Origin of the sequence: Actinoplanes sp. HUAS TT8 (genome assembly GCF_051380535.1) — a bacterium.
GTDB lineage: Bacteria > Actinomycetota > Actinomycetes > Mycobacteriales > Micromonosporaceae > Actinoplanes.
In genome coordinates this window covers 4,698,040-4,724,702 of record NZ_CP195646.1, presented here as the reverse complement: position 1 = coordinate 4,724,702, position 26,663 = coordinate 4,698,040, and the positions used below count along the sequence as shown (strand labels likewise).

The 26,663-nt window shown below is 70.1% G+C and carries 29 protein-coding genes; 17 read left to right on the top strand and 12 right to left on the bottom strand.

Annotated elements, in window-relative coordinates; translation table 11 throughout:
* Positions 1-29: 29 nt before the first annotated feature.
* On the top strand, positions 30-983 hold the full coding sequence (locus ACSHV8_RS21375; RefSeq protein WP_436535508.1) for a diacylglycerol/lipid kinase family protein: 954 nt from the start codon (positions 30-32) through the stop codon (positions 981-983).
* A gap of 23 nt (positions 984-1,006) precedes the next feature.
* Here the strand turns inward: ACSHV8_RS21375 and ACSHV8_RS21370 are convergent, their stop codons facing one another.
* Entirely contained in the window at positions 1,007-2,437 is a 1,431-nt protein-coding gene (locus ACSHV8_RS21370) for an MFS transporter (protein WP_436535507.1), read from the bottom strand.
* A 59-nt stretch (positions 2,438-2,496) separates the two neighbouring features.
* Here ACSHV8_RS21370 and ACSHV8_RS21365 point away from each other — a divergent pair, with 59 nt between their 5' ends.
* Positions 2,497-2,973, top strand: coding sequence for a MarR family winged helix-turn-helix transcriptional regulator (locus tag ACSHV8_RS21365; protein WP_436535506.1), 477 nt, complete (start codon positions 2,497-2,499; stop codon positions 2,971-2,973).
* Between the two features lie 46 nt (positions 2,974-3,019).
* Here ACSHV8_RS21365 and ACSHV8_RS21360 read toward each other — a convergent pair whose 3' ends face one another.
* Both ACSHV8_RS21360 and ACSHV8_RS21355 read right to left on the bottom strand, forming a co-directional pair.
* Complete coding sequence (locus tag ACSHV8_RS21360) at positions 3,020-3,802, bottom strand: DUF6551 family protein (protein ID WP_436535505.1); 783 nt, start codon at positions 3,800-3,802, stop codon at positions 3,020-3,022.
* A 19-nt stretch (positions 3,803-3,821) separates the two neighbouring features.
* Positions 3,822-4,202 carry a hypothetical protein gene (locus tag ACSHV8_RS21355; protein ID WP_436535504.1) on the bottom strand — a complete coding sequence of 127 codons (381 nt, stop codon included), beginning with the start codon at positions 4,200-4,202 and terminating at the stop codon, positions 3,822-3,824.
* Between the two features lie 768 nt (positions 4,203-4,970).
* Here ACSHV8_RS21355 and ACSHV8_RS21350 point away from each other — a divergent pair.
* Positions 4,971-5,633, top strand: a complete 663-nt coding sequence (locus tag ACSHV8_RS21350) for a hypothetical protein (protein WP_436535503.1) — start codon at positions 4,971-4,973, stop codon at positions 5,631-5,633.
* A 110-nt stretch (positions 5,634-5,743) separates the two neighbouring features.
* Entirely contained in the window at positions 5,744-7,306 is a 1,563-nt protein-coding gene (locus ACSHV8_RS21345) for a hypothetical protein (protein ID WP_436535502.1), read from the top strand.
* Here the strand turns inward: ACSHV8_RS21345 and ACSHV8_RS21340 are convergent.
* From ACSHV8_RS21340 to ACSHV8_RS21330, 3 genes are all read right to left on the bottom strand, one after another.
* Entirely contained in the window at positions 7,278-9,479 is a 2,202-nt protein-coding gene (locus ACSHV8_RS21340; RefSeq protein WP_436535501.1) for a hypothetical protein, read from the bottom strand. The two genes, ACSHV8_RS21345 and ACSHV8_RS21340, sit on opposite strands and share 29 nt — an antisense overlap.
* 36 nt (positions 9,480-9,515) lie before the next feature.
* The gene (locus tag ACSHV8_RS21335) at positions 9,516-10,046 is read right to left on the bottom strand and encodes a glutathione peroxidase (RefSeq protein WP_436535500.1); all 531 of its coding nucleotides are present in this window, start codon (positions 10,044-10,046) and stop codon (positions 9,516-9,518) included.
* Positions 10,047-10,133: 87 nt separating this feature from the next.
* A complete protein-coding gene (locus ACSHV8_RS21330; protein ID WP_436535499.1) occupies positions 10,134-10,352 on the bottom strand; it encodes a helix-turn-helix transcriptional regulator in 219 nt (72 codons plus the stop codon).
* Between the two features lie 449 nt (positions 10,353-10,801).
* Between ACSHV8_RS21330 and ACSHV8_RS21325 the strand changes: the two genes are divergently transcribed.
* Together ACSHV8_RS21325 and ACSHV8_RS21320 are read left to right on the top strand one after the other, a co-directional pair.
* Entirely contained in the window at positions 10,802-11,725 is a 924-nt protein-coding gene (locus ACSHV8_RS21325; RefSeq protein ID WP_436536850.1) for a helix-turn-helix domain-containing protein, read from the top strand.
* A complete protein-coding gene (locus tag ACSHV8_RS21320; protein ID WP_436535498.1) occupies positions 11,722-11,934 on the top strand; it encodes a DUF397 domain-containing protein in 213 nt (70 codons plus the stop codon). The genes ACSHV8_RS21325 and ACSHV8_RS21320 overlap by 4 nt, the downstream gene beginning before the upstream one ends.
* Positions 11,935-11,995: 61 nt before the next feature.
* Here ACSHV8_RS21320 and ACSHV8_RS21315 read toward each other — a convergent pair whose 3' ends face one another.
* Both ACSHV8_RS21315 and ACSHV8_RS21310 read right to left on the bottom strand, forming a co-directional pair.
* Positions 11,996-14,224, bottom strand: a complete 2,229-nt coding sequence (locus tag ACSHV8_RS21315) for a putative bifunctional diguanylate cyclase/phosphodiesterase (RefSeq protein WP_436535497.1) — start codon at positions 14,222-14,224, stop codon at positions 11,996-11,998.
* A 59-nt stretch (positions 14,225-14,283) separates the two neighbouring features.
* On the bottom strand, positions 14,284-14,511 hold the full coding sequence (locus tag ACSHV8_RS21310; RefSeq protein ID WP_436535496.1) for a hypothetical protein: 228 nt from the start codon (positions 14,509-14,511) through the stop codon (positions 14,284-14,286).
* Positions 14,512-14,531: 20 nt separating this feature from the next.
* Here ACSHV8_RS21310 and ACSHV8_RS21305 point away from each other — a divergent pair, with 20 nt between their 5' ends.
* On the top strand, positions 14,532-15,026 hold the full coding sequence (locus ACSHV8_RS21305) for a CAP domain-containing protein (protein ID WP_436535495.1): 495 nt from the start codon (positions 14,532-14,534) through the stop codon (positions 15,024-15,026).
* Between the two features lie 465 nt (positions 15,027-15,491).
* Here ACSHV8_RS21305 and ACSHV8_RS21300 read toward each other — a convergent pair whose 3' ends face one another.
* The gene (locus ACSHV8_RS21300) at positions 15,492-16,937 is read right to left on the bottom strand and encodes an MFS transporter (RefSeq protein WP_436535494.1); all 1,446 of its coding nucleotides are present in this window, start codon (positions 16,935-16,937) and stop codon (positions 15,492-15,494) included.
* Between the two features lie 146 nt (positions 16,938-17,083).
* Between ACSHV8_RS21300 and ACSHV8_RS21295 the strand changes: the two genes are divergently transcribed.
* The 5 genes from ACSHV8_RS21295 to ACSHV8_RS21275 all read left to right on the top strand — a co-directional run bounded on the left by ACSHV8_RS21295 (position 17,084) and on the right by ACSHV8_RS21275 (position 21,383).
* The gene (locus tag ACSHV8_RS21295; protein WP_436535493.1) at positions 17,084-17,662 is read left to right on the top strand and encodes a TetR family transcriptional regulator; all 579 of its coding nucleotides are present in this window, start codon (positions 17,084-17,086) and stop codon (positions 17,660-17,662) included.
* A gap of 51 nt (positions 17,663-17,713) precedes the next feature.
* On the top strand, positions 17,714-18,334 hold the full coding sequence (locus tag ACSHV8_RS21290) for a TetR family transcriptional regulator (protein ID WP_436535492.1): 621 nt from the start codon (positions 17,714-17,716) through the stop codon (positions 18,332-18,334).
* A 149-nt stretch (positions 18,335-18,483) separates the two neighbouring features.
* The gene (locus ACSHV8_RS21285) at positions 18,484-19,353 is read left to right on the top strand and encodes an SDR family NAD(P)-dependent oxidoreductase (RefSeq protein WP_436535491.1); all 870 of its coding nucleotides are present in this window, start codon (positions 18,484-18,486) and stop codon (positions 19,351-19,353) included.
* Positions 19,350-20,054 (top strand): alpha/beta fold hydrolase, encoded by a 705-nt coding sequence (locus ACSHV8_RS21280; protein WP_436535490.1) that lies wholly within the window; start codon positions 19,350-19,352, stop codon positions 20,052-20,054. Before ACSHV8_RS21285 ends, ACSHV8_RS21280 begins: the two co-directional genes overlap by 4 nt.
* A gap of 45 nt (positions 20,055-20,099) precedes the next feature.
* Positions 20,100-21,383 carry an MFS transporter gene (locus ACSHV8_RS21275; protein WP_436535489.1) on the top strand — a complete coding sequence of 428 codons (1,284 nt, stop codon included), beginning with the start codon at positions 20,100-20,102 and terminating at the stop codon, positions 21,381-21,383.
* A gap of 50 nt (positions 21,384-21,433) precedes the next feature.
* On the opposite strand, the gene ACSHV8_RS21270 is transcribed toward ACSHV8_RS21275, so the two are convergent.
* Positions 21,434-21,685, bottom strand: coding sequence for a type B 50S ribosomal protein L31 (locus tag ACSHV8_RS21270; RefSeq protein ID WP_436535488.1), 252 nt, complete (start codon positions 21,683-21,685; stop codon positions 21,434-21,436).
* A gap of 2 nt (positions 21,686-21,687) precedes the next feature.
* Positions 21,688-22,944 carry a CobW family GTP-binding protein gene (locus tag ACSHV8_RS21265; protein ID WP_436535487.1) on the bottom strand — a complete coding sequence of 419 codons (1,257 nt, stop codon included), beginning with the start codon at positions 22,942-22,944 and terminating at the stop codon, positions 21,688-21,690.
* 44 nt (positions 22,945-22,988) lie between these two features.
* Here ACSHV8_RS21265 and rpmB point away from each other — a divergent pair, with 44 nt between their 5' ends.
* The 5 genes from rpmB to ACSHV8_RS21240 all read left to right on the top strand — a co-directional run bounded on the left by rpmB (position 22,989) and on the right by ACSHV8_RS21240 (position 24,775).
* On the top strand, positions 22,989-23,222 hold the full coding sequence (rpmB, locus tag ACSHV8_RS21260) for a 50S ribosomal protein L28 (RefSeq protein ID WP_436535486.1): 234 nt from the start codon (positions 22,989-22,991) through the stop codon (positions 23,220-23,222).
* Positions 23,222-23,389, top strand: a complete 168-nt coding sequence (gene rpmG, locus ACSHV8_RS21255; RefSeq protein WP_436535485.1) for a 50S ribosomal protein L33 — start codon at positions 23,222-23,224, stop codon at positions 23,387-23,389. Before rpmB ends, rpmG begins: the two co-directional genes overlap by 1 nt.
* 107 nt (positions 23,390-23,496) lie before the next feature.
* Positions 23,497-23,931 (top strand): SRPBCC family protein, encoded by a 435-nt coding sequence (locus tag ACSHV8_RS21250; RefSeq protein ID WP_436535484.1) that lies wholly within the window; start codon positions 23,497-23,499, stop codon positions 23,929-23,931.
* The gene (locus ACSHV8_RS21245) at positions 23,928-24,338 is read left to right on the top strand and encodes an EVE domain-containing protein (RefSeq protein ID WP_436535483.1); all 411 of its coding nucleotides are present in this window, start codon (positions 23,928-23,930) and stop codon (positions 24,336-24,338) included. Before ACSHV8_RS21250 ends, ACSHV8_RS21245 begins: the two co-directional genes overlap by 4 nt.
* Entirely contained in the window at positions 24,335-24,775 is a 441-nt protein-coding gene (locus tag ACSHV8_RS21240; RefSeq protein ID WP_436535482.1) for a MarR family winged helix-turn-helix transcriptional regulator, read from the top strand. The genes ACSHV8_RS21245 and ACSHV8_RS21240 overlap by 4 nt, the downstream gene beginning before the upstream one ends.
* Here ACSHV8_RS21240 and ACSHV8_RS21235 read toward each other — a convergent pair.
* Positions 24,766-26,655, bottom strand: coding sequence for a hypothetical protein (locus ACSHV8_RS21235; RefSeq protein WP_436535481.1), 1,890 nt, complete (start codon positions 26,653-26,655; stop codon positions 24,766-24,768). The two genes, ACSHV8_RS21240 and ACSHV8_RS21235, sit on opposite strands and share 10 nt — an antisense overlap.
* Between the last annotated feature and the right edge of the window lie 8 nt (positions 26,656-26,663).

The window sequence follows — 26,663 nt, the reverse complement described above, 5'->3', positions numbered from 1 at the left end:
CCGAGCCGGATCTGGGTACGGGGACGCCCATGGACACAGCACCGCGCTCAGCCGTCGTCGTCAATCCGGTGAAGGTGCCCGATCTGGACGAACTACGCCGCACCATCACCGACGCCCTCGCCACGGCCGGCTGGCCGGAGCCGATGTGGCTGGAGACCACGGTCGAGGATCCCGGCGCGGGCCAGGCCGCCCGGGCGGTCCGCGACGGCGCCGAGCTCGTTTTCGTCTGCGGCGGCGACGGTACGGTCATGGCCTGCGTCTCCGCGCTGGCCGGAACCGAGGTCGCGCTCGCCGTGCTCCCGGCCGGTACCGGCAACCTGCTCGCCGCCAACCTGGGGCTCGGCACCGACCTGGCCACCGGCATCGAGGTGGCGTTGCAGGGCGGCCGGCGGCGCATCGACGTCGGCCGGGTCGGCGAGCAGAGTTTCGCGGTGATGGCCGGGATGGGTTTCGACGCGCAGATGCTCGACGCCACCAACGACACCGCGAAGAAGCACGTCGGCTGGCTGGCCTATGTCGCCGGCGCGGCCCGGCACCTGCGGGACCGTCCGATGCGCGTGTGGATCTCCCTCGACGGCGGGACACCGTTCGCCCGCCGACCGCGCACGGTGATCGTCGGCAACGTCGGCCGGTTGCAGGGCGGGATGCGGCTGCTCCCGGATGCCCAGCCGGACGACGGTCACCTCGACGTCGCGGTCCTCAGCCCGCGCAGCCTGCGCCATTGGCTCGCGCTGGCCTGGGGGGTTCTGCGGCGCAAGCCGGCCGTCGCCCGGATGGAGACGTTCACCGCCTCCACGGTGGAGATCCGCAGCAATCGGGCCCAGCCGCGCCAGCTCGACGGCGACCTGATCGATCCGGGCCACGAGCTGCTCATTTCCGTACGGCCGCAGGCTCTTGTCCTTTGTGTGCCGCGACCGGAGAACGATCCGGACCTCGCTCACGACGCCAAGGCGGTCTCGCGGGCGGCCGCCAAGATCAATTAAGACCCCATTGGTGTACGGCGTGATCAGGCGACCGTCGACGCCTCGATCGGCTCGGCCGCATGGGTGTCGGGTCGCGCCTTCCTCGGGAACGCGAAGGTGAGGGCGAGGAAGGCGACGAGCAGCACCGCCAGCGCGATCAGGGTGCGGCGGAACGCGTGCTCGGCCGTCCCGTCGGTGACGGCGTCGAAGAAGATCGACCCGAAGACGGCCACCCCGATCGAGCTGGCGATGGACTGCACCGCGGTCAGAACCCCGGACGCCGAGCCGATCTCGTCGTCCCGGACCGCCGCCAGGATCACGCTGAACAGGGCGGCGATCACCGCGCCGGAACCCACGCCGATCAGCGTGATCCCGGGCACGACGGGCCAGATCGAGAACGCGCCGCCGTGGCCGAGTTCGTTCCAGAGCAGGGCTGCCCCGCCGAGCTGGACGACCGCGCCCAGCTGCAGGACCACCCGGCCGAGCTTCTCGGCCAGGATCGCGCCGCTGACGGCGCCGCCGACCGCGGTGCCGATCGCGACCGGCAGGTTGCCCAGACCGGCCTGACCGGCGGTGAAGCCGTGGCCGATCTGCAGGAACAGCGTGAGCACCAACTGGGTGCCGATCAGCGCGCTGAAGAACAGGGCGATGCCGACGAGCCCGATCGTGTAGGCGCCCCGGCCGAAGATCGTCGGAAGGACCAGCGGGGTACGACCCGTGGCCGCGGCCCGGCGTTGCTGCAGCGCGAACCCGGCGAAACCGGCCAGCCCGGCCGCGATGCTCAGCCAGGTCCACAGCGGCCAGTCACGCTCCTGACCGAAGTTCAACGGCAGTACCAGCAGCGCCGACGACGCCACGACGAGAGCCGTGCCGAGCAGGTCGACCCCCACCGAACGGTCACCGGGACGGCGCGGGAGGATGCGCCAGGACACGGCCAGCGAAGCGAGGCCGATCGGCACGTTGACCAGGAACACCGTGCGCCAGCCCCAGCCGAACAGGTCGGCCGAGATCAGGCCGCCGCCGAGGACCGGGCCGACGATGCCGCCCAGGCCCAGCACCGGTCCGAAGACCCCGAAGACCTGGGCCAGTTCCTTGCCGGAGAAGTTCTCCCGCAACAGGCCCAGGCCCTGGGGGAGCAGCATCGCCCCGGCCAGGCCCTGAGCCAGACGCAACCCGATGAGCAGCTCGATCGACGGCGCGGCGGCGCACAACGCCGACGCGACGGTGAACGCGGCCAGGCCGAACAGGAACATCCGGCGTCGCCCGAACCGGTCACCGAGGCGCCCGCCGACGACCAGTCCCGCCCCCAGCGTGAGCGCGTAACCGCCGATCACCCACTGCAGCCCCAGCGGCGAGGCGCCCAGGGACTGCTCCAGCGACGGACCGGCGACGTTGACGATCGTCGCGTCGAGCAGGTCCATGATCTCCGCGGCGAGCATCACCACGAGGATCAGCCACCGCCATCGGTACGTCATTTAGCTTCGCCCCTTGATAATCAACGATGTTAGCAATATCGAGTATTACTATGATCGGCGTGGACGTCAACCGAGGTGCCGACCGTCACCAGGCCGGCCCGCCCGCCGAAGGCGACATCCGGGCCCGCATCCAGCAACTCACCCTGCGTCAGCAGCGCTTCGAACGGCGGATCGCCCGCGACCTGGGCGTCGACCGGCCCGGCCTGGAAGCGATGGACCACCTGATCTCGGCCGGGCCGACCAGCCCCACCGACCTGGCCCGGCGCCTGGACATCTCCACGGCCGCCACCAGCCTGGTCCTCAACCGCCTCGAAGCGTCCGGCCACATCCGCCGCGAACGCCACCCCACCGACGGCCGCAAACTCGTCGTGACCGCCAGTGAGCCCTCCGCCGACGAGGCCCACCGCCTGGTGGCCCCCCTGATCGGCGGCGTCGAGGACCTCATCGCCACCCTGTCCGACCAGGAGAGCGCCACCGTCCTCAAGTTCCTCGACGCCCTGATCCAGGTCTACGACAACGGAGCCGCTGACCGCTGACCTCGCCCGGCGCCCGATCCGCGGTCGCGCGACGGTCAGGATTGGCTCACGGCAGGACGAGAGTCCGGTCCGGGCCAAGACGCCTGTTGTAGGCCACACCGATGTTTCGGGCCAGCGGGGTCGAACGGGACTTCGAACCGCCACCGCCGGTGCTCGCCTGGATCGCGTTCGCCTTCCACAGGCTGACCGGCTGACTCGCCAGGGTCCGGACGAGCCGGTCGAGGCTGATCCGCTCCCAGTTCAGGTGCAGGTCAACGGCGATGGCCTGGATCATCATGTTGTCCCATGAGGTGGTGTGCCGGCCCCACGCCTGCTCCGCGGTCTGCAGTGTGCGGGTGACCAGTACCGGCCGCAGCTTGGCGATGTCCTTGAGTTTCTGGACCGCGGCGACCCGGTTCGTCGACGGACTTCCGGCAATCTCCAGCCCGCACGCGTGCACCTCGGCCTGTAACTGGAGGGCGAGGGGTTCGCCCGCGGCGAGCTCGACCCGGAACGTGTCGTACGGGCGGACCGCCTTCCGGTCCCGGTTCGCCGCCAGGAACAATCTGGACTCCTGGCGGCGGGTCAGGCCTTCGTAGACCATGCAGTCGCGGAGGAAACCGGCCCCTTCGCGTTCCCGGGCGACCCGTGTGCTGTGCTGGCCGTCGATGAGGTAGTAGCCGTCCGGTCGGCGGGACACGATCGCGACGAGGAGCAGCTCCGGGTCCCAGATCCGATTCAACTTCGCGGCCCATGACTTCTGGAACAGTCGCTGGGAGTCCAGGCTCGGGTCGACCTTGAGTTCGCTCACCGGGATGGCTTTGTAGTACTTGATCAGGGAGACGTTCATGGCGGATCTCTTTCCGGGGTCAGGTCAGGTCGAGGGTTCGCAGGTAGCCGAGGCGGTGGTACGCGGCCGGGTCGAGCGTTCCGATCACGCAGCGGTGCGCGAGGGCCAACAGCGCGCAATGGACGACGTCCGGTTTCTCGTACGCGTCGATGGCGACGACGGTGGTGATGTCGGTCGCGGCCAGGTCGGGGACGGTGAGGATCCGATCGTCGGTGTCCGGGTCCGGTTCGGCCGTGAGGATCCGGCGTAACCGGTGGGACCCGCGGGTGGCGTAGACCTCGGCCGACGCGCGCAGGTAGGCCAGCGGCGAGCTGATGAGGCGGCAACCGGCATCGGTGACCGCGTCGATGAGCGCGATGCCGACGGTCAGGTTGTCCAGCCGGGCGTAGGAACTGAGCACGGTCGCGTCGATGACGAGGTACGGCCAGGGGACCGCGGACGTGGTGAACGTATTACGGGTAACGCGTTGAACGACCTCGGTGAATCCGTCGGTGTGAGCGGGTGCCGGGTCCTCACGCCTATTCCTTCGTAGGTGCGGAAGCAGGTTCTGGTACAGGCGGTCGAACCATCGTCCAGCGGCATGGTATTCGCCGACGATGCGATTCGCCTCGCGTGTTCTCCAATGCGTTTCGGGGGTCACGGCAGGCGACGATAGGCCCGAAGATCTGCCGCTGGCAACCGGAACGCGTGTGTGCTGACGTGCGGACGAACGCGCGTTCGGGTTGCCGCTCCCTGTTTTGCCACGATTTTCGCGGTGGTGCTTTCCGGCAGTGCTGCCGGAGATTTGTCGGTAGCCCTACCGACATATTTTTCTGACCCGTTCAGGTGCGTTTCGGTGGCTTTGTTATTGCCGGCAGCCCTGCCGGAGACCGCAACTGCTCCGGCAGCACTGCCAGTGCTTGTCGGTAGGGCTGCCGACACCTTTTCGACCTCACAAGAAAATGCCGTTACCCGTCCCACTTCATGAGACCTGAGGTCCCATTTCCTGGCTGCGGGAGGTTGGGAACGCTTCACTTGGAAAAGTGCATAGCCGGATGATTCCGGCGAACGATCTGTCCGTCGTCCGAGGCCAGGGGAGGGATCGTGCCGCCACGCCCGGGCGTGCTGTGGGGCGATCGGCCGCTCGCGTGTCGTGCTGACGAGGAGTTCAATGTCGCGGGTGGCGAAGGTGAAGATCAATGCAACCGATCACTCGGCGTTCAGCGCGGCGGCGGCCGCCGCCGGCATGACCGTCGACAAGTGGCTGACCGAAGCGGGCCGGCAGCGTGCGCTGACCGACCTCATCACCGGGTCCCAGCCGGGCAGCCGGGTCCTGCACGTGCCCCTCGACCCGTCGACCGCCGCGACACTCGACGCCGAGGCGGACCGGGCCGGAACCATCGACTGGGTCTACGCGACCCGATGCCTGCGTGACCTGTTCACCGCGCCGGCCGTCGACCCCGAGCAGCTGTGGGCCGACGTCGTCGCCGTCATCGGTGTCGACATCGCCTCCGCGCAGCAGCGGGCCCACCTCGAACAGGTGGTGATCGACACGATCGTCGGGGACACGGTCCTGCTGGTGGTCCCGGACGCGTACACCCGCGACGTCATCGAGCTGCGCCTGCGGCCGACAATCCAGCTCGCCCTGTCCCGGCACCTGCACCGTCCGGTCCAGGTCGCGGTCACCATCGGGCCCGACGACCGGGCCGGGCGGGTGCAGCCCGCACCCACCGGGCGGCGCCGCACGCGTGAGGACGACCTGCGCCGGGTGCGGCAACTCGTCGAGGAACTCGCCGCCCAGTTCGCGGTGGCCGCCGACGGTCCTCCCGGGTCCCACACCGTGACCGGGTGAAATACCTGACTAGTGTCACGGTGTGCTTCCGATTCCGCCGACACCCGTAACCTCAACCGGCCCCGATAGTTGGCCGGGAGCCGGGAGCCGGGAGCCGGGAGCCGGAAGCCGTGAACCAGGAACCCGGAGACGGGTGGCGGTCGGTCCGGACGGAACGGCGTGTCCTGGTGGTGGTGCGGACGACCACGACCCTCACCCGCCTGCTCGATGTGGTCTCCCTGATCGCGCCGGATCGCCGCGTCCAGGTCGTCTTCACCGCTGACGACGCCAACAGCGCCCGCCTCGCCACCGGCACCCGGTCGATCCTGGACGGTCTGGAGGCGGTGGTGATCCCCTGGGCGCAGGCGACCCGTGAGACTTACGACCTTGCGCTGGCCGCCAGCGAGAACGACGCCCTGGACCAGCTCGACGCCCCGGTGATCCTGCTGCCGCACGGTGTCGGTCACCTGAAGTTCTATCCGGGCACGTCAACCGTCTCGGGCGCCACCCCGGCCCGCCTGCGCAAGATCGCGGGCACACCCCGGTCGGTCGTCGCCGTGTCGCATTCCGATCAGGTTCGGCGGCTGGCCGCGGCCCACCCGCCGGTGGCGGCGACCGCTCGCGTGGTTGGTGACCCGGCGTTGGGCCGGATGCTGGCGAGCCGGCACCGCCCGTACGCATATCGTCGTGCCTTTGATTCTGCCGGTCGCACCTTGGTGGTCGTGGCGTCGACCTGGGGTCCCGACGCGCTGCTCGGTTTCTGGCCTGAGCTGCCGGAACGCCTGCTGGCCGAGTTGCCGGTGGACGAGTATCGGGTGGTGGCGGTGCTGCATCCGGGCATCTGGGCGCACGGCCCGTGGCAGGTGCGGGCGTGGTGGTCACGGGCCGCCGAGTATGGCCTGCGGATCGTCCCACCGGAGAGCGGATGGCAGGCCGCCCTGCTCGGCGCCTCGGTGGTGCTGACCGATTTCGGTTCCCTCGGCGTGTACGCGGCGGCCCTGGACAAGCCGCTGCTGCTGTCCCCGCACGCGAGCCCGACCACCGTGCCCGGGTCCCCGGCCGAGGCGCTGGCCCGGCACGCGCCCGCGCTGGATCAGTCGGCCGGGTTGCGCGGCCAGGTCGACGCGGCGATCCGTTCGCACCTTCCCCGCCAGTACGCGCCGCTCACAGCCTCGGCGATCGACGATCCGGGCAGCACCGCCGCGCGGTTGCGATCCCTGCTGTACGAGATGATGGCCCTCGACGAGCCCCCGCACGCGGCCGAGTTCACCCCGGTGCCCGTGCCCGCCCGGCAGCCCACCCCGCCCGTGGCCATGGTCGTCTCCGCGGAGGTCTCGGAAACGCTCGTGTCCATGGTCCGCTACCCGGCCGTGACCGGACACGCGGGACACCTCGTCGCCGATCTCGACCGCGCCCGGCTGGACCAGGTCGCCGCGGCCACGATCCTGCGGGTGGGCGCCGCCGACCCGGGGGAGGCGGCCGACCTGCTCCGGCAGTGGCCCCGCGCCGAGATGATCACCGCCCAGTCGGGCCCGGACACCTGCTGGGTCTTCACGCGGGAGGCCGAGTTCGTCGTGCGCGCCCGGGTCGACGACGTGACCGTGCTGGCGTCGTGGGCCTACCTCCGGGGCGCCCGCGACGGACGGTTGCGGCTCGGCGACCGGATCATCGAGGTGCGGGTGGAAGCGGCCTGAGCCTGGCCTTGTACCGGTCGTACCGGGGGTCGGCCGCCGCGTAGGCCCGTTGGGCCAGCCCATCCCACAGCCGCCGCGCGGTCGCGTCGTCACCGCGATGCGCCGCGCTGTCGGCAATCAGCTCGTCGATCTCCAGGTCGTAGGCCGAAGCGCCACTGTCCGCGACGAGTCGCCGCGCGACCGCGATCTCGGCATCACACCGCTCCCACTGTTCCAGCCGGTCGTGGACGCGGGCCCGCCCCAGATGGATGCGCGAGAGATTTCGCGGCCGATCGCTGTCGGTGAACTGCGCCGCCTCGTCGAGCAGGGCCATCGCCGCGTCCGGCCGCCCCGCCCGAAGCTCCAGACCGGCCAGCTCGCGGGCGTGGATGCCGCGGGCCCGGTTCAACCCATGGGCCCGATCAAGATCAAGAGCTTTCCTGATGTACGCCGTGGCCCGCGCCAAGAACTCACCCTCGTCCGCGCCCCGGGCCCGCTCCCGCGCCAGCCGCGACCGGAACTCCAGCAGGGACGAGTCCAGACGGGCGAATCCGGCCCGGGCCGCAAACCGATCGGCCGTGTCGAGACTGGACTCGGCCTGGGCGAACCGGCCCAACGCGGTCTCGATGCGCGCCCGGGTGCTGTGCAGGCGAGCGGCGGCTCGATCGTCCCCGACGGCTTCCGCGCTCGCGATGCCCCAGCCGATCGCGGTCGCGATCAGGTGATGGCGCCCGTGGTAGGTCAGCACCATCTCCAACGCCCCGCACAGCCGGATCGCCTCGGAATGACGCCCGTCGTGATGCGCGAACTGCACCAGCTCGACGATCAGCGCGGCGTGCCCGTCCAGGTATTCCAGCGGCGTCAGGTGCGTCAACGGCCAGTCCGGCCGGCCGGTCAGCATGACGGGACGCAGCCGATCGCCCTCCAGGGCCTGGTCGGCGGCGGTCGCCAGGTCGTCGACCGTGGCCAGCATCCGCCGCAGCGCCACGTCCGCGTCGGCCCGGGCCGGAGCGCTCTGCCGCCGCACCAACTCCAGCAGTCGCAGCCGCCCGTCCGGACCGGCGACGGCCAGCCCCGCCCCGATCAGGGTGTCGACCGTGGCGCCGGACGGATGCCCGAGCAGCGCGTCCGCACTGTCCCGGGTGAACGACCCCAGCGGATGCCCGGCCAGCACGGTCAGATCGGCCGCGACCCCCGGCGGCAGACTCTCGATACCCAGACCGGTCAGGATGTCGTCGAACTCCCGGGGGTGATGACCGGCGCGCAGATCGGCCACCAGCCGCGCCACCGGCCTCGCCTCCCCACGCCGCAGCCGCAGCGTCGCCCCGGCCCGGTTCAGGAAGTCCGGCACGTTGTTGCACAGGGCCAGGAGCTGCCCGGTCGCCACCGGCTCGGCGTCGAGCACCGACTCGGTAGCCTGAGCCCGCAGAACCTCCCGCGCCGCCTCGGCGTCGTCCAGCCCACCGAGCACCAGCCGGGTCGTCCGATGCCACCGGGCCAGGTCACCGGACGTCTCGCGCGTGGTCAGCAGGACCAGGCTCGACTCCCAGTCCCGGGTCAGCGCCCGCGCCTCGGCCACATCGGCGACGTTGTCGAACGCGATCAGGAACCGACCGTGCAGCAGCGCCCGCTCATACCGCGCGGACAGGGCGGCGTCGCTGGTCTCGGCCACGGCAAAACCGAGCTGCTCCAGAACCGACCCGAACACCTCCGAGTACCGCAGCACGCCGTCGGTGCGGAACTCGGCACAGTCGACGATCGCGCTGCCGTCCCCGAACTCCCGCGCCCGCAGATGACGAACCTGCTGCAGGACGTACGTCTTCCCCCAGCCCCGCGGCCCGATGATCGTCCGGATGCCGGGCCCGGTCAGCTCGGCCAGCGTGGCGGTGCGATCCCGGAAACCCTCCGGCCCGGGCGGCACCGTCACGTCCGCCACGCCGCCGATCCGCAGCTCGGCCATCTCCGCGTACAGCAAGGATCGGAACTCGGCGTCGGCCTCCAGCTTCCCCACCAGCTTGCGCACCGCCGCCCCCGGATCGCGAGGCAGCGTCGTCACCCGGCTGAAGATCAGATCCCGCAGCCGGGTCGCGCCGGCGAACGTCGCCCCCACCACCGCCGGCACGACCAGCTTCGTCGTCTCGTCGGTCGCCAGCTGCAGAGCCTTCAGCGCCTCGTCCGCCAGGAACTCACTCATACCTGCATTGTGGACGAACCGCGGCCGCCGATGGGTTCAGGCGGGCAGCGCCGCCTCGATCGCGGCGACCACCTCGGGCGCATCCGGTGCCGTCCGCGGCCCGAACCGGGCGACAACCGTCCCATCGGCCCCGACCAGGAACTTCTCGAAATTCCACCGGATGTCCCCGGTGTGCCCCTCGGCATCCGGCTCCACGGTCAACGTCTCGTACAGCGGATGCCGGCCCTCCCCGTTGACCTCGATCTTCTCAGTCATCGGGAACGTCACCCCGTAGGTCGCACTGCAGAACTCGGAGATCTCCTCAGCGGTCCCCGGCTCCTGCCCACCGAACTGGTTGCACGGCACCCCCAGCACACTGAACCCGCGATCCGCATACCGCTCGTGCAGCTGCTCCAGCACCCCGTACTGCGGGGTCAGCCCACACCGCGACGCCACGTTGACGACAAGCGTCGCGCTGCCCCGGAACTGCTCCAGATCCAGCGGCTTCCCCTGAAGATCCGCGATCTGAACCACATAGATGCTCGACTGCGACACGCCATCCTCCAGCAGCTCAACGTTGATCCCCACCAAGCCTAACCACGCCCGATCAGCCCCCTCCTTCTCGCCCGGATCAACCCCAAAAACCCCGATTTCCCCGTACGGGACGGTCCGCCGCTATTCGGCCGACCGATACATCACGATCCACAGCTCGATGTCGTGTTCGAGCCAGACCCGGCCCATCCGCAACTCCTGGTACGGCTCGGGAAAGTCGTCGCGCTCGGCCAGTTGCTGAACACGCTGGCGGCTCACCCCGATCCGTTCGCCGATCTCGGCGCTGCCGAACAGCCGCGGACGGTCGGCCAACACGGTTTCGACCAGACCCAGGTAGTCCACCGTGGTCACCTACTCGTCGTGGAGCAGTGCGAAGTGAGCGGCGATCATTTCACTTTGTGTGATCACGCTTTCTCCTTTCCAAGATCAGACCGTGGTCGCAGATGAGGCATTCACGGCTGCGGCCGCACCCGGGACACCAGCGGCCGCTGACCCGTCCCAGGGCGACACCCGCGAGATAGCCGCCGAGCAGGCAGCAGACGGCGGTGACTACGACGAGCATGATCAATCCCCCTCGCGCCGATCGAATGGTGAGGTAGCCGGCCGGGTGGTCCACCGGAGTCAGGCTGACAACCCGGCCGCGACGACGATGTTTGCCCGCTGCGGCGCCTCGCACAATGGCGCTGGATGAAAAATCCACCCCTTTTCTTGGCATTGGGCAAGATCATGCGGTATTCCTTTCAGATTGGCCGGTCCGGCAGTCCACAGACGCCAGGTTTTGGCTGGCCAGCATGGGAGGAAGGGCTAGACATATGCCTAGCAGAGCAACCGGCTCCACCGTGCCTCGTCGTCAGCTCGGCCGGCTTCTCCGGGAGTACCGCGAGGGCGCCGGAATCACGATGCTGGACGCCTACACCTATCTGGATTGGTCGTACCAGCGACTGTGGCGGATCGAGACCGGCACACCGGGCGTGACCATTCGCCCGGTCGAGATCGAGGCGCTCGCCCGCTTCTACGACGTCCCGCCGGACGAGGCCGAGGTCCTGCGCAACCTGGCCTCAGCGGCGAAGGCCGAGGGGTGGTGGCAGAGTTACAGCGGCACCATCCTGAAATGGTCGGAGCTCTTCTTCAGTATGGAAGCGGGTGCCTCGCGGCTCAGGCAGTTCGAGTCCATGATCGTTCCTGGCCTGTTGCAGGCCCCCGCCTATATGGAGGCGGTAGTCCGAGCAGATCGGCCGAAAGTCTCGACAGAGAAGATGGAAGCCCGGATCAAGGTGAAGCACGAACGACAACGGATCTTGTCCAGGTCGTTTCCCGCGCCACCCGAGTATGAATCGATCGTTTCGGAGGCAATGCTGCTGGGGGAGTTGGACATCCCAGGCGCGATGCAGCAGCAGTTGTGGCACCTCTTGAAAGCAAATGAGTTGGCGCACGTCGCGGTGAGGGTGCTACCACTCTCGGTGGGGGTTCATCCAGGGTCCACCGCCGGCTCCTTCACCATCCTTGAGTTTCCTCCACTGGCCGGCGGGAAGCAGGGCGAGCCTTCAACGGTCTACTCCGAGAATCTCACCGGAGCGATCTATCTCGACAAGACCGATGAACTGCAGGTCTATGAGGACGCGTGGTCCGCGCTGGCCGAGCTCGCTCTCAGCAAGGAGGATTCAACTAAGATGATCACTACGCTTCTGCAGAGCCTAGGAGAGCAACGATCGTGACCAACCACGACTTGACCGGCGCTGTCTGGCACAAGAGCACGCGATCCGGCGGTGGCCAGAACTGCGTCGAGGTCGCCGAGAACCTTCCGCAGGTCGTTGCGGTCCGGGACACGAAGGACCGCGACGGCGGAACGCTTTTCTTCTCTCACGGCGAGTGGGCCGCGTTCCTGTCCGGTGTCAGGAACGGCGAGTTCGACCTGCCCGCCTGATCGATCGGCAAGGGGAGGCCCGGCCCGCGCGGCCGGGCTTCTCGCGTGGGTGATCGAGAGGTCAGGCCGCCCGGGCGTCGGCCGTGTAGCGGGCGAAGTCCTCCGGGGTCAGCGGCCGCGCGTACAGATAGCCCTGCCCGATTTCGCAGCCGAGTTCGCGCAGCTCACGGGCCTGCTGTTCGGTCTCGACGCCTTCGGCGACGATGCTCAGGTGCAGGACCTGGGCGAGCCGGATGATCGCCTCGGTGACGGCGGCGCCTTCCTGGGTCTCGTCGAGTTCGGCGACGAAACTGCGGTCGATCTTGAGGATGTCGACCGGTAGGCGGGTCAGGTACTGCAGCGACGAGTAGCCGGTCCCGAAGTCGTCCAGGGCGATCCGGACGCCGTGCTCCCGCAGGGTTCGGAGCGCGGCGATGCCGCCGGTCTCGTTGACCAGGGACGATTCGGTGACTTCGAGGACCAGCCGATGCGGGTCGACTCCGGCTTGAGCGAGGGCGGTCTTCACGTCGTACACAATTGTGGGTTCCCGAAGTTGCCGGGGCGAGAGGTTGACGCTGATGTACAGGGTCGCCGGGCCGGCGGTCAGCTGGGTGAGGGCCTGTTCGAGGACCCAGAGGCCGATGCCGACGATGGCCCCGGTGCGTTCGGCGATGGGGATGAACTCGACCGGCGAGATGGGGCCCCGGGCCGGGTGCTGCCAGCGGAGGAGGGCTTCGGCGGCGACCGGCCGTTCGGTCGCCAGGTCGACCAGCGGCTGGTAGAGCAGGTGCAACTGCCCGCGGTGCAGGGCGTGTTCCAGGTCGTCGGCGAGGGCCGCGTCGGCGGCGCGACGGTCGGGCATGGCCGGCTCGTAGTTGGTGGATCCGTGCCGGCCGGCCCGTTTGCTCTCGTACAGGGCGACGTCGGCGTGCCGCAGCAGGGTCTTGCTGTCGTAGTCGGCGGCGGCGAAGGCGACCCCGGCGCTGGCCCGCACCGGGACGAGGTCGCCCTCGATCAGGCCGGGATGCTCGGCCAGCGAGGCGAGGACCCGGTCGGCGACGGCGGCGGCGTCCTCGATGCGGGTGACGTCGACCAGCAGGACCGCGAACTCGTCACCGCCGATGCGGGCGCAGACGTTCCCCTTGCGCACCGTGGAGCGCAGGTCGCGGCCGACGTGCCGTAGGAATTCGTCCCCGGCCGCGTGCCCGTAGGCCTTGTTGACCAGGTTGAACCCGTCGAGGTCGATGAGCAGGAGCGCGGCCGACTCGCCCTGCCGGGCGCGGCGTTCCAGGGCCGCGTCGAGCCCGGCCCGGTTGACCAGCCCGGTCACGGGTTCGGTGACGGCCTGATCCCAGCTGTCCCGCAGCGACAGCAGCTGGCGCAGGGATGCGGCGCTCAGCATCACGGCCAGCCCGCAGGCGAGAACACCCCAGGGCAGGACCTGGCCTTCCAGGACGGCGACGCTGAGCACGAGCAGGCATCCGGCGAGCATGGCGCCGGCCGGCAGGTGGGTCGCCCAGGCCGGCGGGCGTCGGTCGCGACGTTCGGCCGGCTGACCGGCCCGAGCCACCGTCAGCATCGGCGCGGCGGTGATCAGCAGGCTCGCGGCCACCATCCCGGTCATCGTGACCGGTACGTCACCGGCGTGGGTGGCGGCCGTGACCGCGAACCAGGTCACGTCGGCGACGCAGTAAAGGGCCAGGCCGGTGATGTAGAGCGTCACCGGGGCGGCGAACCGGGTCACCGAGCCGCGCAGCACCACCGAGGCGGCGGCGGCCAGCAGCAGCATGTCGCCGAGGGGCCAGCCGACGCCGGCGATCCAGGAGACCGAGGGCCGCTCGTTCTCGGCCGTCGGTTCCAGCGCGAAGTACCAGATCACCAGGAAACCACCGGCGAAGACGGTGACGTTCTCGGCCAGCAGCGCGACCCGGGCACGACCGTTCACCTGGATCAGACCGGCCGTGAAGACCCCGGCAGCGAGCAGCACGAACATCAGCAACCGCAGCGAGGCGCCGCACACCCACCAGGCGCTGCTACCGATCAGCCCGTCCACTGCCAATGCGACCACGCTGCCCAGCGAGACGGCCCGGCCGACGGCGATCAGCCGCCACGGACTGGCGCCGATCGGGCTGTAGGCGCCGGCCCGCCAGCTGTAGACGACCCCGAGCGCGTCGAGCATCGCCAGCGACCCACCGAAGATCCACGGCCGGGTCGAGGCGCTGGCCAGGGCGGCAGCCTGGCCCACGGCCATGGCGACGGCCAGGACCACGATGATCGTCATCTGACGGGACTTGGCGGCGTCGGCGGACACCTATCCAGAATCAACCGACTGTTGCCCCCATCGTGGGCATACCAACTTTTCAACACAATTCATCCATTGGTACGAGGTTTGAGGCCGATGGCGATGTTTCCGCTGAATCCGCCGGCCGTCGCGTCCAGGTCAGCGCCGAGCGAGCCGCCAACCGGAGCCATCACGTGCAGGTCAACGTCGGGCGACCCGGCAACCGGACGGCGACCGACGCACCACCGATCTGCGATCACCGCGGCCGGAAGCCCGACGAAGGGAATGGTGCAACCGGCGAAGACGCCGGGGGCCACCAATCGAAAGGGTCGACCTCTTGCGCTCTCTCCTCCGCCGTTTCGCCCTGGCCGCCCTCATCGTCCCGGCCGCCGCCGGCGTCATGATGACCGCGTCCCCGGCCGAGGCCGCGCCGGTGCAGACCAAGGCCGCCGAGCAGACCCTGCAGGCCGACATCGTCCGCCTCACCAACGTCGAGCGCGCCGGGCACGGCTGCGCCGCGCTGACCGTGAACGACCAGCTCACCACCGCCGCCCGGGACCACAGCGCCTGGATGGGCCAGACCGGTCAGTTCTCCCACGTGGGCCGGGACGGCTCCGACTTCGGTTCCCGGGCCCGTGCCGCCGGTTACGCCAGCCCGTCCGGCGAGAACATCGCCTGGGGCTACCCCACCGCCGAGGCGCTGGTCGACGCCTGGATGCACAGCGCCGGCCACCGCGCGAACATCCTCAACTGCAGCTCCACCACGGTCGGCGTCGGCGCCGTGTACTCGGAGAACGGCACCCCGTACTTCACCCAGGACTTCGGCAACTGAATGTCGTGATCTTCGCACCGATGCCCCGCAGCTCCCCCGAGCGCGGGGCATCATGCGTTGCCAGGCAGTGCCGATCAAACCCGGAAAACCGACATTCATCGCGTACGTCGTCAAAGGTTTTCGACATCGAATCGGCGGCGCGAGCTCAGCCAACCCGGGGTGGCGTCGATCTGACTCCGAAGTCCCGAAACACCCACGTTGCGAAATAAGGCGGTTGTTCTCTCTTCGACCGGCGTCCGCCCTGTTTGAGGAGCTGTTCGCCGTCCGGATCCCATGGTGCCGGGCCGGCCCGCCGTCCTGCCTCGTCCACCCGCAGGCATCGCGCCTACCGCACCCGGAGTAATCCCCGGCCTCCGCCTACTGCGCCGGCAGCGTCCTGGTCGGCGCGAAGGCGACCGCGAGAACGGCCGCGCGCGCCGGCACTGAGTGCGGGCGCGCGCGGTAAAGCTGATGGTGCCGGGGGACCTACTCGTCGTGCATGGCCGCGTCGGCGGTTTCGGCGTGCTTGGGGATCAGCAGGGCGAGCAGGGCGCCCAGCACGGCCGCGCCGGCGCAGACGCCGAAGAGGATGCGGTACGCGGTGAGCGAGGCGAACTCGAAGCCGCCGAGGTTGATGGTGATGCCGGCCAGGATGGAGCCGCCGATGGCGCTGGCCAGGGAGCTGCCGACGCTGCGGAACAGGGTGTTCAGGCCGTTGGCGGCGGCCAGTTCGGAGCGCGGGGTGGCGTGGATGATCAGGCCGGGCATGGCCGCGTAGGCGATGCCGGTGCCGATGCCGGCGATGCTGGCGCCGACGACGATCTGCCAGATGGCGCCGGTGAGCCAGATGCGGGACAGGAATCCGGCCGCGATGATCAGCGCGCCGACGATCAGGGCGGTGCGCGGCTTCAGTTTGGCCGAGACCGGCGAGAAGATCAGCATGCCGAGGCCGCCGGGGAGCATGCACAGGCCGCCGACCAGGACGGATGCGCCGAACCCGTAGCCGGTGGCTTCGGGGGCCTCGACGTAGGAGGCGGTGCCGATCAGGGTGGCGAACAGGGCGAAGCCGACGCACAGCGAGGCGACGTTGGTCAGCAGCAGGGCCGGGCGGGCGGTGGTCCGCACGTCGACCAGCGGGGACTTGATGCGCAGCTCGGCCAGCACGAAGACGACGATCAGCACGACCGAGGTGATCAGCAGGCCGATGGTCCGGCCGCTGGTCCAGCCCCAGGCCTTGCCCTGCGAGAGCGGGAGAAGCAGGGACAGGATGGCGGCGCCGAGCAGCAGGGTGCCGGGGATGTCGAAACGGCCCTTGGCGTCGCGGGTCGGCTCGGGGACGAGGAGGCGGACGGCGGGCAGGATGAGCACGCCGCCGATGACGCAGATCCAGAACAGCCAGTGGTAGTCGGCGTATTCGGCGATCAGGCCGGCCAGCGGGAGGCCGAGGGCGCCGCCGACGCCGAGCATGGCGCTGACCAGGGCGATGCCGGAGCGGGCGCGCTCGGGGGGCAGGGCGACGCCGACCAGGCTGATGCCCAGCGGCACGGCGGCCGAGGAGAGGCCGACGATCGCGCGGCCGACGATCATCCAGGTGACGTTGTCGGCCAGGCCGCAGACGACCGAGCCGACGACGAGGGCGCTGAGGGCGATGAGCAGCATGCGCCGGGTGCCGAACAGGTCACCGAGCCGCCCGTACGCGGGCACGGCCACCGCCGAGACCAGCAGCGTCGCCGTGAGGATCCAGGCCACGCCGTCGGCGCCGGTGTGCAGGTCGACGGCGAGTTCGCCGAGGACGGGCACGAGCAGCGACTGGGTGAGCGAGACCAGCAGCGCGCCCAGGCCGATCACCAGCATGATCACGAGCTGTTTGCTGGTCCATTGGTGCCCGGATTCGGCGCTGGGCGGCGCGCTCACTTCTGCGGTCTGTGACATGGGCTGGGGCTCCCGAGGCTTCAGATTTTCGTGGCACAATCTGCCACGAGGCAGAGACTGCCACGTTGAGGTTGCGACGACGTGTACGGCCGCGCCTGGTGAGAGCGGAGTCACACCGACCGGAGGGGAGCACGGAGATCGCCGGCATGCGGGACCGCAAGCGCGAGCAGAACCGCGCGATGACCGCCGAGACCGCGTGGCGGCTGTTCATCGAGCGCGGCTACGACGACGTGACCGTCGCCGACATCTGCGCGGTCGCCGGGATCGCACCGCGGACGTTCCACCGGTACTTCCCGGCCAAGGAGGACGTGGTCGGGGAGCCGCTGCGGCAGATGACGGCGGTGGTGTCCGACCGGATCGGCGACGCACCGCCGGGGACGGCCGACGCCGACGTCCTGCGGGCGGCCCTGCTGGCCCTCGGGCGGTACGCCATCGAGAACCGCGACCTGCTCACCGCGCTACGCCTGGTCGCCGAACGCTCCCAGCATCTGCGGGCGGCGCGGACCGGCACGGTCGAGCAGGAACACGCGGTCGTCGCCCTGCTCGCGGCCCGGCACCCGGGCGCCGATCCGGACGACTGGCGGCGCCGGCTGCTCGTCGGCTGCGCGGTGGCCGCCTACCGGGTCTGGTACGACGACTACCTCGGCACGGAGCTGGCCGACCCGGTCGCGCGCCTTCACGCCGTACTTGATCGGGTTTTTGTCGAGGCTCTTAGATGGTACTGAGTAACATTTCTGAGACCAGTGCCACTTTTGACGTGTAGTATTGTTAACCGAATGAGCAGTCCGTCGCATCAGGGTGAGCGTCGGCCCGGTGCACGTGAGCTCGCCCGGCGGGCCGTGCGGACGCAGATCGCCGACATGGCCCTCGACCTGTTCCTGGACCGCGGCTTCGACCAGACCACCGTCGAGGACATCTGCTCGGCCACCGGAATCTCCCGGAGCACCTTTTTCCGCTACTTCCCCGCCAAGGAAGACGTCTTCGCCGGCGAGACCTCGTCCGCCGTCGACGAGATCTTGGAGCTGTTGCGCCGGCGGCCGGACGAGGAATCCCCGTGGGCGGCGCTCCGCCATTCCATGGGCCCGCTCGTCGAGTCCTACGCGAGCCGAAGTGAGCGCGCCTTCCGGCTGGCCGCCCTCGCCGTGGCCACCCCGGCCCTGGCCACCGTCCAGCGGGAGAAGCAGGCGAAATTCCACGCCCTGATCACCCCCGAGCTGGCCCGGCGCCTCGGCGCCAACCCGGACGACCCGACCGATCCGCGTCCCCGAGCCCTCATCGCGAGCGCCCTGGGCTGTCTGGACGCCGCCGTCGCCGCGTGGATCGCCGGCAACGGAACACAGCAACTGGGTTCGCTGCTCGACCGCGCGATGGGTTTGATCAACCCGTCACCGGCCTAACTCGCCATAACGACCGCCATCACGGTCCGGCCACCCTCGGGAGTGGCCGGACCGTGCTGTGCTGGGCGTTTCCCGAATTCCCAGTCCCGGATCGCGGATCTGGTACTGAGCACCTAAAGTGGGACTGAGTTCCACACTGGAGGTGCGGGTTGGCTACGAAGAAGGTCATCGTCGTGACCGGGGCGAGCAGCGGCATCGGCGCCGCCGCCGCGACCCGGTTGCACCGCGACGGGCACACCGTCGTGCTCGTCGGCCGCTCGTCCCCGCGGCTCGAAGCCGTCCGTGCCGAGCTCGGTGTCGACGGCTACGTCGCCGACTTCGCCCGCCTCGACGAGGTCGCCGACCTGGCCGGCCGGCTCCGGGCGGCGTATCCGCACATCGACGTGCTCGCCAACAACGCCGGTGGCATGCTCGGGGCCCGGACCATGACGGTCGACGGCTTCGAGAAGACGTTCCAGGTCAACCACCTGGCGCCGTTCCTGCTCACCCGGTTGCTCCTGGACACGCTGGTCGCCTCCCGGGCCTCGGTGATCCAGACGTCGAGCACGGTGCGGTTCGCCAAGCCGATCGATCTCGACGATCTCGACCACGACCGCAACTTCGACGCGGTGGACGCCTACGGCGCGTCCAAGCTGGAGAACATCCTGTTCACCACCGAGCTTCACCGGCGCTTCCACGACAGTGGCCTGTCGGCGGCGTCCTTCTACCCCGGCAACGTCCTGACGAACTTCGGGTCGGAGGCCACCAAGCCGGTCATCCGCGCCGTCCTGTTCGCCGCGTCCGTTCCGGGCCTGCGTCGTGTCCTGTTCTCCACCCCGGAGCAGGGCGCGTCCCAGCTGGTGTGGCTCGCCGAGGGCACGCCCGGCCCGGATTGGCAGTCCGGCGCCTACTACTACAAGCACAAGGCCGTCCGGCCGAACCATCCGCAGGCGGCCGACGCCGATCTGGCTCGCGGCCTCTGGGAACGCTCGGAACAACTGCTCGGCACCTGGTTGCCGTCACGAAAGGAACTGCCATGAAACCCACCATCGTGCTCGTCCACGGCGCGTTCGCCGAGTCCGCCAGCTGGTCCGGAGTGATCCAGCGGCTGCGGGCCGACGGCTACCCGGTCATCGCCGCGCCGAACCCACTGCGCAGCCTGTCCTCGGATGCGGCCGGGGTCTCCGCCCTCCTCACCACGATCGACGGGCCGGTCGTGCTCGTCGGCCACTCCTACGGCGGGGCGGTCATCTCCAACGCCGCGGCCGGCCACGACAACGTCAAGGCGCTGGTGTTCGTCGCCGCGTTCGCCCCCGAGGTCGGCGAGAGCATCGGCGAGCTGTCCGGCAAGTTCCCCGGCAGCACGCTCGGCGACACGCTCCAGGAGGTGCCCCTGCCCGACGGCACCGTTGACCTCTACATCCGTCAGGACCGGTTCCACCAGCAGTTCACCGCCGACGTCTCGGCCGAGCGGGCCGCCCTCGACGCCGCCACCCAGCGCCCGCTCAACACCACGGCCCTCAACGAGGGTTCCGGCGAGCCGGCCTGGAAGAACCTACCGTCGTGGTTCGTCTACCCGGAGCTCGACCTCAACATCCCGCTTGAGGCGCACCGCTTCATGGCCGAACGCGCCGGTGCCCGCGCCGCCGTGGAACTGTCCGGGGCATCGCACGCGATCCCGGCCTCACAGCCCGCCGCGGTGGTCGAGTCGATCGTGCAGGCGGCCGCGTCGATCGGCTGAGAAGCCGGCCGGTCCCCGATAGTCATCACGCATACTCAGGAATCGATGATCTCGGTATCGGCAACCATGGTGGCCCGAGCGCGCCGGTGGATGACGCTCGGGCTCGCCATGTCGATCATCGGGACCCGGATCGTCGACGGCGGCTCGAACGGGGCGGTCGCCGAGACCATCCTGCCGCTCACCTGGCTGGCCGTCCTCGCCACGGCCGGCGCCGGCATCAGTTTCGCCGCCCCGCTGATCGCCGGGCTGACCGCGCCCCACAGCCCGGCCCGGACGTTGGTCGCATCCGACCTGGTCGAGGCCGTGGTGTCCGGCGTCGCGCTCGCCCTGCTCGTCGCGTTCCCGGCCAGGCAATCCGCGGTTCTGGGCGGATACCTGCTCGTCGTCGCCATTTTTCCGACCGTCATGGACGTCGTCGAGGAGCTCTACGCCCAGCAGATTGCGCAGTGGGACGAGAAGCAGGCGCTGGCGTTCAACGCGAACATCTACTCGGTCCTGGGCTTTGTCGGTCTGGTGGTGGGAATGCCCCTCGGCAGCTGGCTGACCAGCCGATCCATTGCCTGGCTGGTGGCCGCGAACGCGCTGTTCTCCCTGGTCGGCTCCGCCTTCAGGTTCGTGAGCTCACGCACGCTGCCGGTCGGGGCGGTCTACGACCAGGACGCGGGTGAGTACAGCGCCGCCGGCGGAAGAATGCGGCTCCGGGAGTTCCTCGGAGATCTTCTGCGGACCGGTCCGGCGTCGCCCGCCATGGAGTTCGTGCTCAAGGTCGGAGCCACCGTGTCGGGCGTCTTCGTCTACCTCTGGGTGGCGTCGTTCATGCCGTGGCCGGCCGGTGCCGCGCTGGCCGTGGTCCTCTTCGCGTTCGGCGTGGGCGCGACCATCGGGCCGTATGTCGCCCCGATGCTGCGCCGCCGCCTTACGCCGCGAGCCTCCTTGCTGGTCACCTACGCTTTCGGTGCGTCGATGTCAGCTGTCATGGCTGCGTCTGCCGGTGCTGTCGAAAGGCATCGCCTCTGGGTGATCGGCGTGGCGTTCGTCCTCCTTCTGGGCGTTGTCTCACGGGCGCGCGCCGTGTTGACGGTGACGCTGCGCCAGCAGTCCTTCAAGGGCAAGAGGTTCGTCCGGATCATGAGCTGGTCGTTCAGCTTCGTCGCGGCCGCCTCGATCCTCGGGAACTGGCTGGGGGTCCTCCTCGATCTACCGGCCCGGCCCGCGATCGCTCTGGCTGCCTACGCGGCGACGTCTCTGGTCGGCATCATCGCCGTGCTCCGTGCACTCCCGGCAGTCCTGCCGGACAGGGAAAGTCTCATCGCCGGGCCGAACCGGTGATCGTCTGAGAGGTTCCCGGTGGGAGCGCGGAATCCGCGCTCCCACCGGAGTCAGCGCTGGTGACGGGCGTACTTGGCGCGGAACTTCTCCACGCGCCCGGCGGTGTCCATCAGGCGTTTGCGGCCGGTCCAGAACGGATGACTGGCCGCCGAGATGTCCACGTCGACCACCGGATAGGTATTGCCGTCCTCCCATGCGACGGTCTTGTCGCTGGTGGCGGTGGAGCGGGTCAGGAAGGCGAAGCCGGCGCCGCGGTCGCGGTAGACGATCGGCCGGTACTCCGGGTGGATGCCGCGTTTCATGGTCAGTTCTCCTCGGTGTTGTCGTTGTGGTCGGTCAGGGGGAAGCAGCCCGCGAACGGGTCGGTCAGGGCCGGCCACCGGTCGAAGCCGTCGGCCAGTTCGGCGTCGGTGAGCAGGCAGGAGTCGAGCAGTTCGGTGATCGCGGCCTGGTCCAGGTGCAGGCCGATCAGCGCGAGCACGGTCCGCCGGTCGCCGTAGTACGGGTCCCAGCTCAGGTCGGCGGCCAGGCGCCGCTGGTCGCTGGTCTCGGTCCAGCGTTCGACCGGCAGCGCGGCCAGCCAGTAGCCGAGGCCGACCATGCTGACGCCGCCACCGGCGGATTCGAACGCCACCACCGCGTCGGGCTGGCTGGCGATCCACAGCTGTCCGCGGCCGCGCAAAGCCTCGTCGGTGAGCGTCTCCAGCGAGTCGTGCAGTCGTTGTGGGTGGAACGGGCGGCGGGCCTCGAACAACACCGAGGTCACCCCGTCGGGGCTCGGGTCGTGCACGGCGATCGGCCGGCCTTCCAGGGCGCGTCCGAGCATGCCGGGCCGGGTCGGGTCGTGCCGGCCGGTGCGCCGGATCAGCGCGGCCAGGCCGGTGCAGTCGAGGCTGTTGGTGGTGCCGGTCGGGACCTGGACGGCCCACGGGGCGAGCCGGTGCACGAGTGTGCCGAGCCGGCTCAGTTCGAGCGGGTCGGTGTCCGGGCGGCTCCAGAGGATCACGGTGTCGCAGTACTCGACCTGGTGCACGACGACCTCGGCGACCGCCCGGTGATCGTTGTCGGCCGCGTGCATCCCACGGTCGCGCAGGTCGTCGGTGCTGGCCAGGTCGTCCAGGAAGCGGTCGGCGTCGACGACGGTGACGTACGAGTCGAATCGCACCGTGCCGGTGACCGGGTGGTTCGCGCACGCGGTGGCGACCGCCTCGGGTTCGACGGCCGGTGGCAGCACCAGCAGCAGATCCTGGCCGGGGTGGTCCCGGGCGAGCCGGGCCAGGGTGGGCAGCACGTCCTCGCGCAGCGTGCACGAGACGCAGCCGTGCACGAGTTCGACGGTGCGCTGCTCGATGAGCTCGGTGCCCGAGCGCACCGTTCGGCGCACGATGCCGTCCCGGATGCCGGTGAGGTCGTGGCTGATCGCCAGGAGCCGGTCGTCGCCGAGCAGCACGGCGCGGGCGGCCGCTTGGACGGCGGCGGGGGAGAAGCCGGAGAGCACGGTGACGGCGGGCCGGTGATCGGCGCGGGCCGGTGCGACGGAGGTGATCGGGTCGATACTCACGGGCCGACTTTACAATGAAAACCATTTCCAACAAGATGGTGGGCATGTCTTTCGTCTGTGACGTGACCGGCGCCAAGCCGAGCTTCGGCAATGCCGTGTCCTTCTCGCACCGCCGCACCCGGCGCCGCTGGAACCCGAATGTCCAGCGCCGCCGTTTCCGCCTGGCCGACGGCTCGACCGTGCGGCTCAACGTCAGCACCACCGGCCTGAAGGTCATCGACCGCGACGGCATCGAGGCCGTGGTGGCCCGGATCCGCGCCCGCGGGGCGGTGCGCTGATGGCCCGGAGCACCGACGTGCGCCCGGTGATCAAGCTGCGCAGCACCGCCGGCACCGGCTTCACCTACGTCACCCGCAAGAACCGCCGCAACGATCCGGACCGGCTCGTGCTGCGCAAGTACGACCCGGTCGCCCGCCGCCACGTCGACTTCCGGGAGGACCGCTGACGGCCCGCTGATCGCAGCGGCGCGCCGCCGCCCTCGGGCACCGATGTGAACGGGAGCGGTGGCGCCACCGGCTTGCGCCGGAGATAGTAAGCGCGCATACTAAATGCATGACGACGATCGCCACCGCACAGATCACCTCCGACGTCCGGCCCGAGGCCTTCTTCGAGCGCTGGGCCGACATGGCCACCTGGCCCGAGTGGAACACCGACACCGCGTGGGTCCGGCTCGACGGCCCGTTCCGCACCGGCGCGACCGGCAAGCTGAAACCCAAGGGCGGCCCGGTCACCAGGTTCGTCGTCGCCTCGCTCGTCCCGGGGCGGGAGTTCACCGACGTCTCCCTGCTGCTGGGTGCGCGGCTGACCTTCCAGCACCTGGTGACCGTGGACGATGACGGTCTCACCACCGTCTCGGTGCGGGTCACCCTGACCGGCCCGCTCGCCTTCGTCTGGAACGCGGTTCTCGGCAAGGACATCGCCAAGGGCCTCGGCGCCGACCTCGCCCGGCTCGACGCGGCCGCCCGGGCCGCCGGGGTGCCGGCATGAACCACTGGCTCGGCGTGGTCTGCCGCGATCATGTCCAGCGTGGCGTCGAGCTGGGGATTGCCCAGCTCGGCCACGGCAAGCGCCCCGGGCTGGCCCGGCTCGCCGCGGGCGACTGGTTCGTCTACTACTCGCCGCGCACCAGCCTGCGCGACGGCCGGCCGCTGCAGGCGTTCACCGCGATCGGCGTGGTCGCCGACGACGAGATCTGGCAGGCCGACGAGGGCGACTTCCATCCGTGGCGACGCCGGATCACCTACCGGCCGGACGCGCGGGAGACCCCGATCCGCTCGCTGTCGCTGGACCTGACCGCCCAGCCCGGCTGGGGTGTCCAGCTGCGCCGCGGCCTGGTCCCGCTGACCGAGGGCGACCTCGACCGGATCCGCACCGCCATGGCCGCGCCGGCATGAGCCTGAACACCGCGCACGACAGTGCCGACGACAGCCCGGGCCTGCTGTTGTGGCAGGTCACCAACCGGTGGCAGGCCGCTCAACGGGCGGCACTCAAGCCGTTCGACATCACCCACGTCCAGTTCGTGCTGCTGGCCACGCTCACCTACCTGCAGGCGTCCGGCCCGGTCACCCAGAAAGCGCTGGCCGACATGGCGGCCACCGACCCGATGATGACCTCCCAGGTGTTGCGGACGCTGGAGAGCCGCGACCTGGTGCACCGGCCGCCGCACCCGACCGATCGGCGAGCCCGGGCCGTCGCCGCCACCGACGCCGGGCGTGACCTGGTCAACCGGGCCGTGGTCGCGGTCGAGGCGTGCGACACCGTCTTCTTCGCGGGCCTCGGCGAAGGCCAGGCCGCCTTCACCGGGGCCCTGCGCATCCTGCGTCAGTCCTGACGAACAGCCAGCCGGGCGAGGTTGTCGATGCGACCGAACGGGGTGTCCGGGTCGCCGTCGCGCTGGGCGCTGACCCGCACGGTGACGACACCGGAGCCGGGGTGCGCGAGTTCCCGCACGACGCGTGCGGCCGGTGGCACCGCCTCGTCGATGTCGAACTCGCCGTCCCCATCAAGATCGAATTGCAGCCGTACGATCGGTGCCCCGCCCGCCGGAGCCTCGGCCACCGCCCGGAGCACGCCGTCCGCCTCGGAGAGCGTGACGACCGGCTGGACCCCACCACGCTCGGCGGCCGTGTCCGGCACGGTCACCTGCCCGTCGGTGACCGTGTAACGGGTGTCCGCCGCCGGCTCGACACCGCTCTCCACCCAGCCGGCCACGCTGCGCAGCGCCTCGTGCAGCACACCCAGGTAGCTGACCGTGAAGTCCGGATGTTCCTGCCGTTCGTCGTCACCGTGCAGGGCGTTGTCGACGAACCAGAGCCGCACGTCGCCGGGCGCGTGCTCGGCCACCTTGTCCCGGTACCAGGCGGCCTGCCACGGGAACGCCTCCCGGTCGAGCAGACTCGCCACGATGATCATCTTCCCGGTGATCCTCCCGGTCTGGACGGTGCCGGCGGCGCCCGCGGCGAACATCGGGCCGAGCTGCATCGGCCGCTGGGGGAGCCGCGGGGTCCCGTCGGCGGCGCGGAACTGGTCCCACACGGTGAACTCCGGGCCGGGCACCTGGTGGCGGTGGTAGGTCTGCGCGGCCAGGAAGTTGCTGTTGTCGAGCTCGACGACGTCGCCGGGCACGAGCTTGGCCGCCGAGTCGTCGAGGTCCGGCATGTCGATCACGGCGAGGTCGCCATGCACGCCCTTGAGCCGCAGCCGCGCGCCACCCGGCAGGACCAGTTCCGCACCCTGCGTGGCGACGTCCGGCGTACGGGCGAGCCGGACCGCGACCACGGTGTCCTGCCCGGTGTGCGCCCCCTTGAACGCCTCGTCGACACCGCCCGGCGGGACCTGCTCGGGTTCGGCGTACGGGCCGAGATCGGGCCGGTCGGCCCGGGTCGGCGTGGCCGTGACCTCGGTGGTCAGCCGGACCCGGTCACGGTGCACCGAGGATTCCGGGTCGGCGCCGAGGTAACCGGGCACGGTCCAGAAGTCGGTGAAATAGCCGGGGTCGACCGCGACGATGCCCGGATAGATCGTGGAGAACGCGTGCGAGCCCATCGTCCGGTGCCCGAACCACGACCGCACCGGGAAGCCCATCCGCGTGACCTCGTCGAACGCCTCGCGCTCCTCGGCGGTCAGCGTCGAGGTGTCACCCACGGCGACCCGGTCGAGCTTGTCGCGCAGGAGGCGCTGGGCGTGCATCCGCACGCTGAACACGTTGGGCGCGGCGATCGGGCTGCCCGGCACGTAGGGCACGAACCCGTCCCACACGCCGGCGGTGTTCTCGGCCCCGCCGATGGTGCGATAGGCCCCGCCGCTGCCGCCGTACGCATACCCGTACGCCCGATGGTCGCCGTAGACCTCGGCCGCGACGGACCGTGAGTGTTCGGCGGCGGCCGCGTTGGCCTTGAAGCCGGCGATGGTCGGGTCGGCGCCGGAGCCGGGACCACCGGACGGCCCGCCGCCGTTGGTCTCCAGGAAGTAGCCCCCGGCCCCGAACGCGAACCCGATCCTGTCCTCCTGCCCGGTCGCACTCGGGGCCAGGTGCTCGCTCTCCGGCACGGGCGTGATGTGCTGGAAGAACCGCCCCTGATAGCGGTCGGCGGGCGGGAAGTAGATCGAGAAGCGCGTCTCGGTGCCGGTGAAACCGCCGTGCACGTACCGGTGCGGGTACGGCGTCTCACGCTGCTCGTCGACGTCGACGTACGGGTGCTCGAAAGTCATGGTGGTTC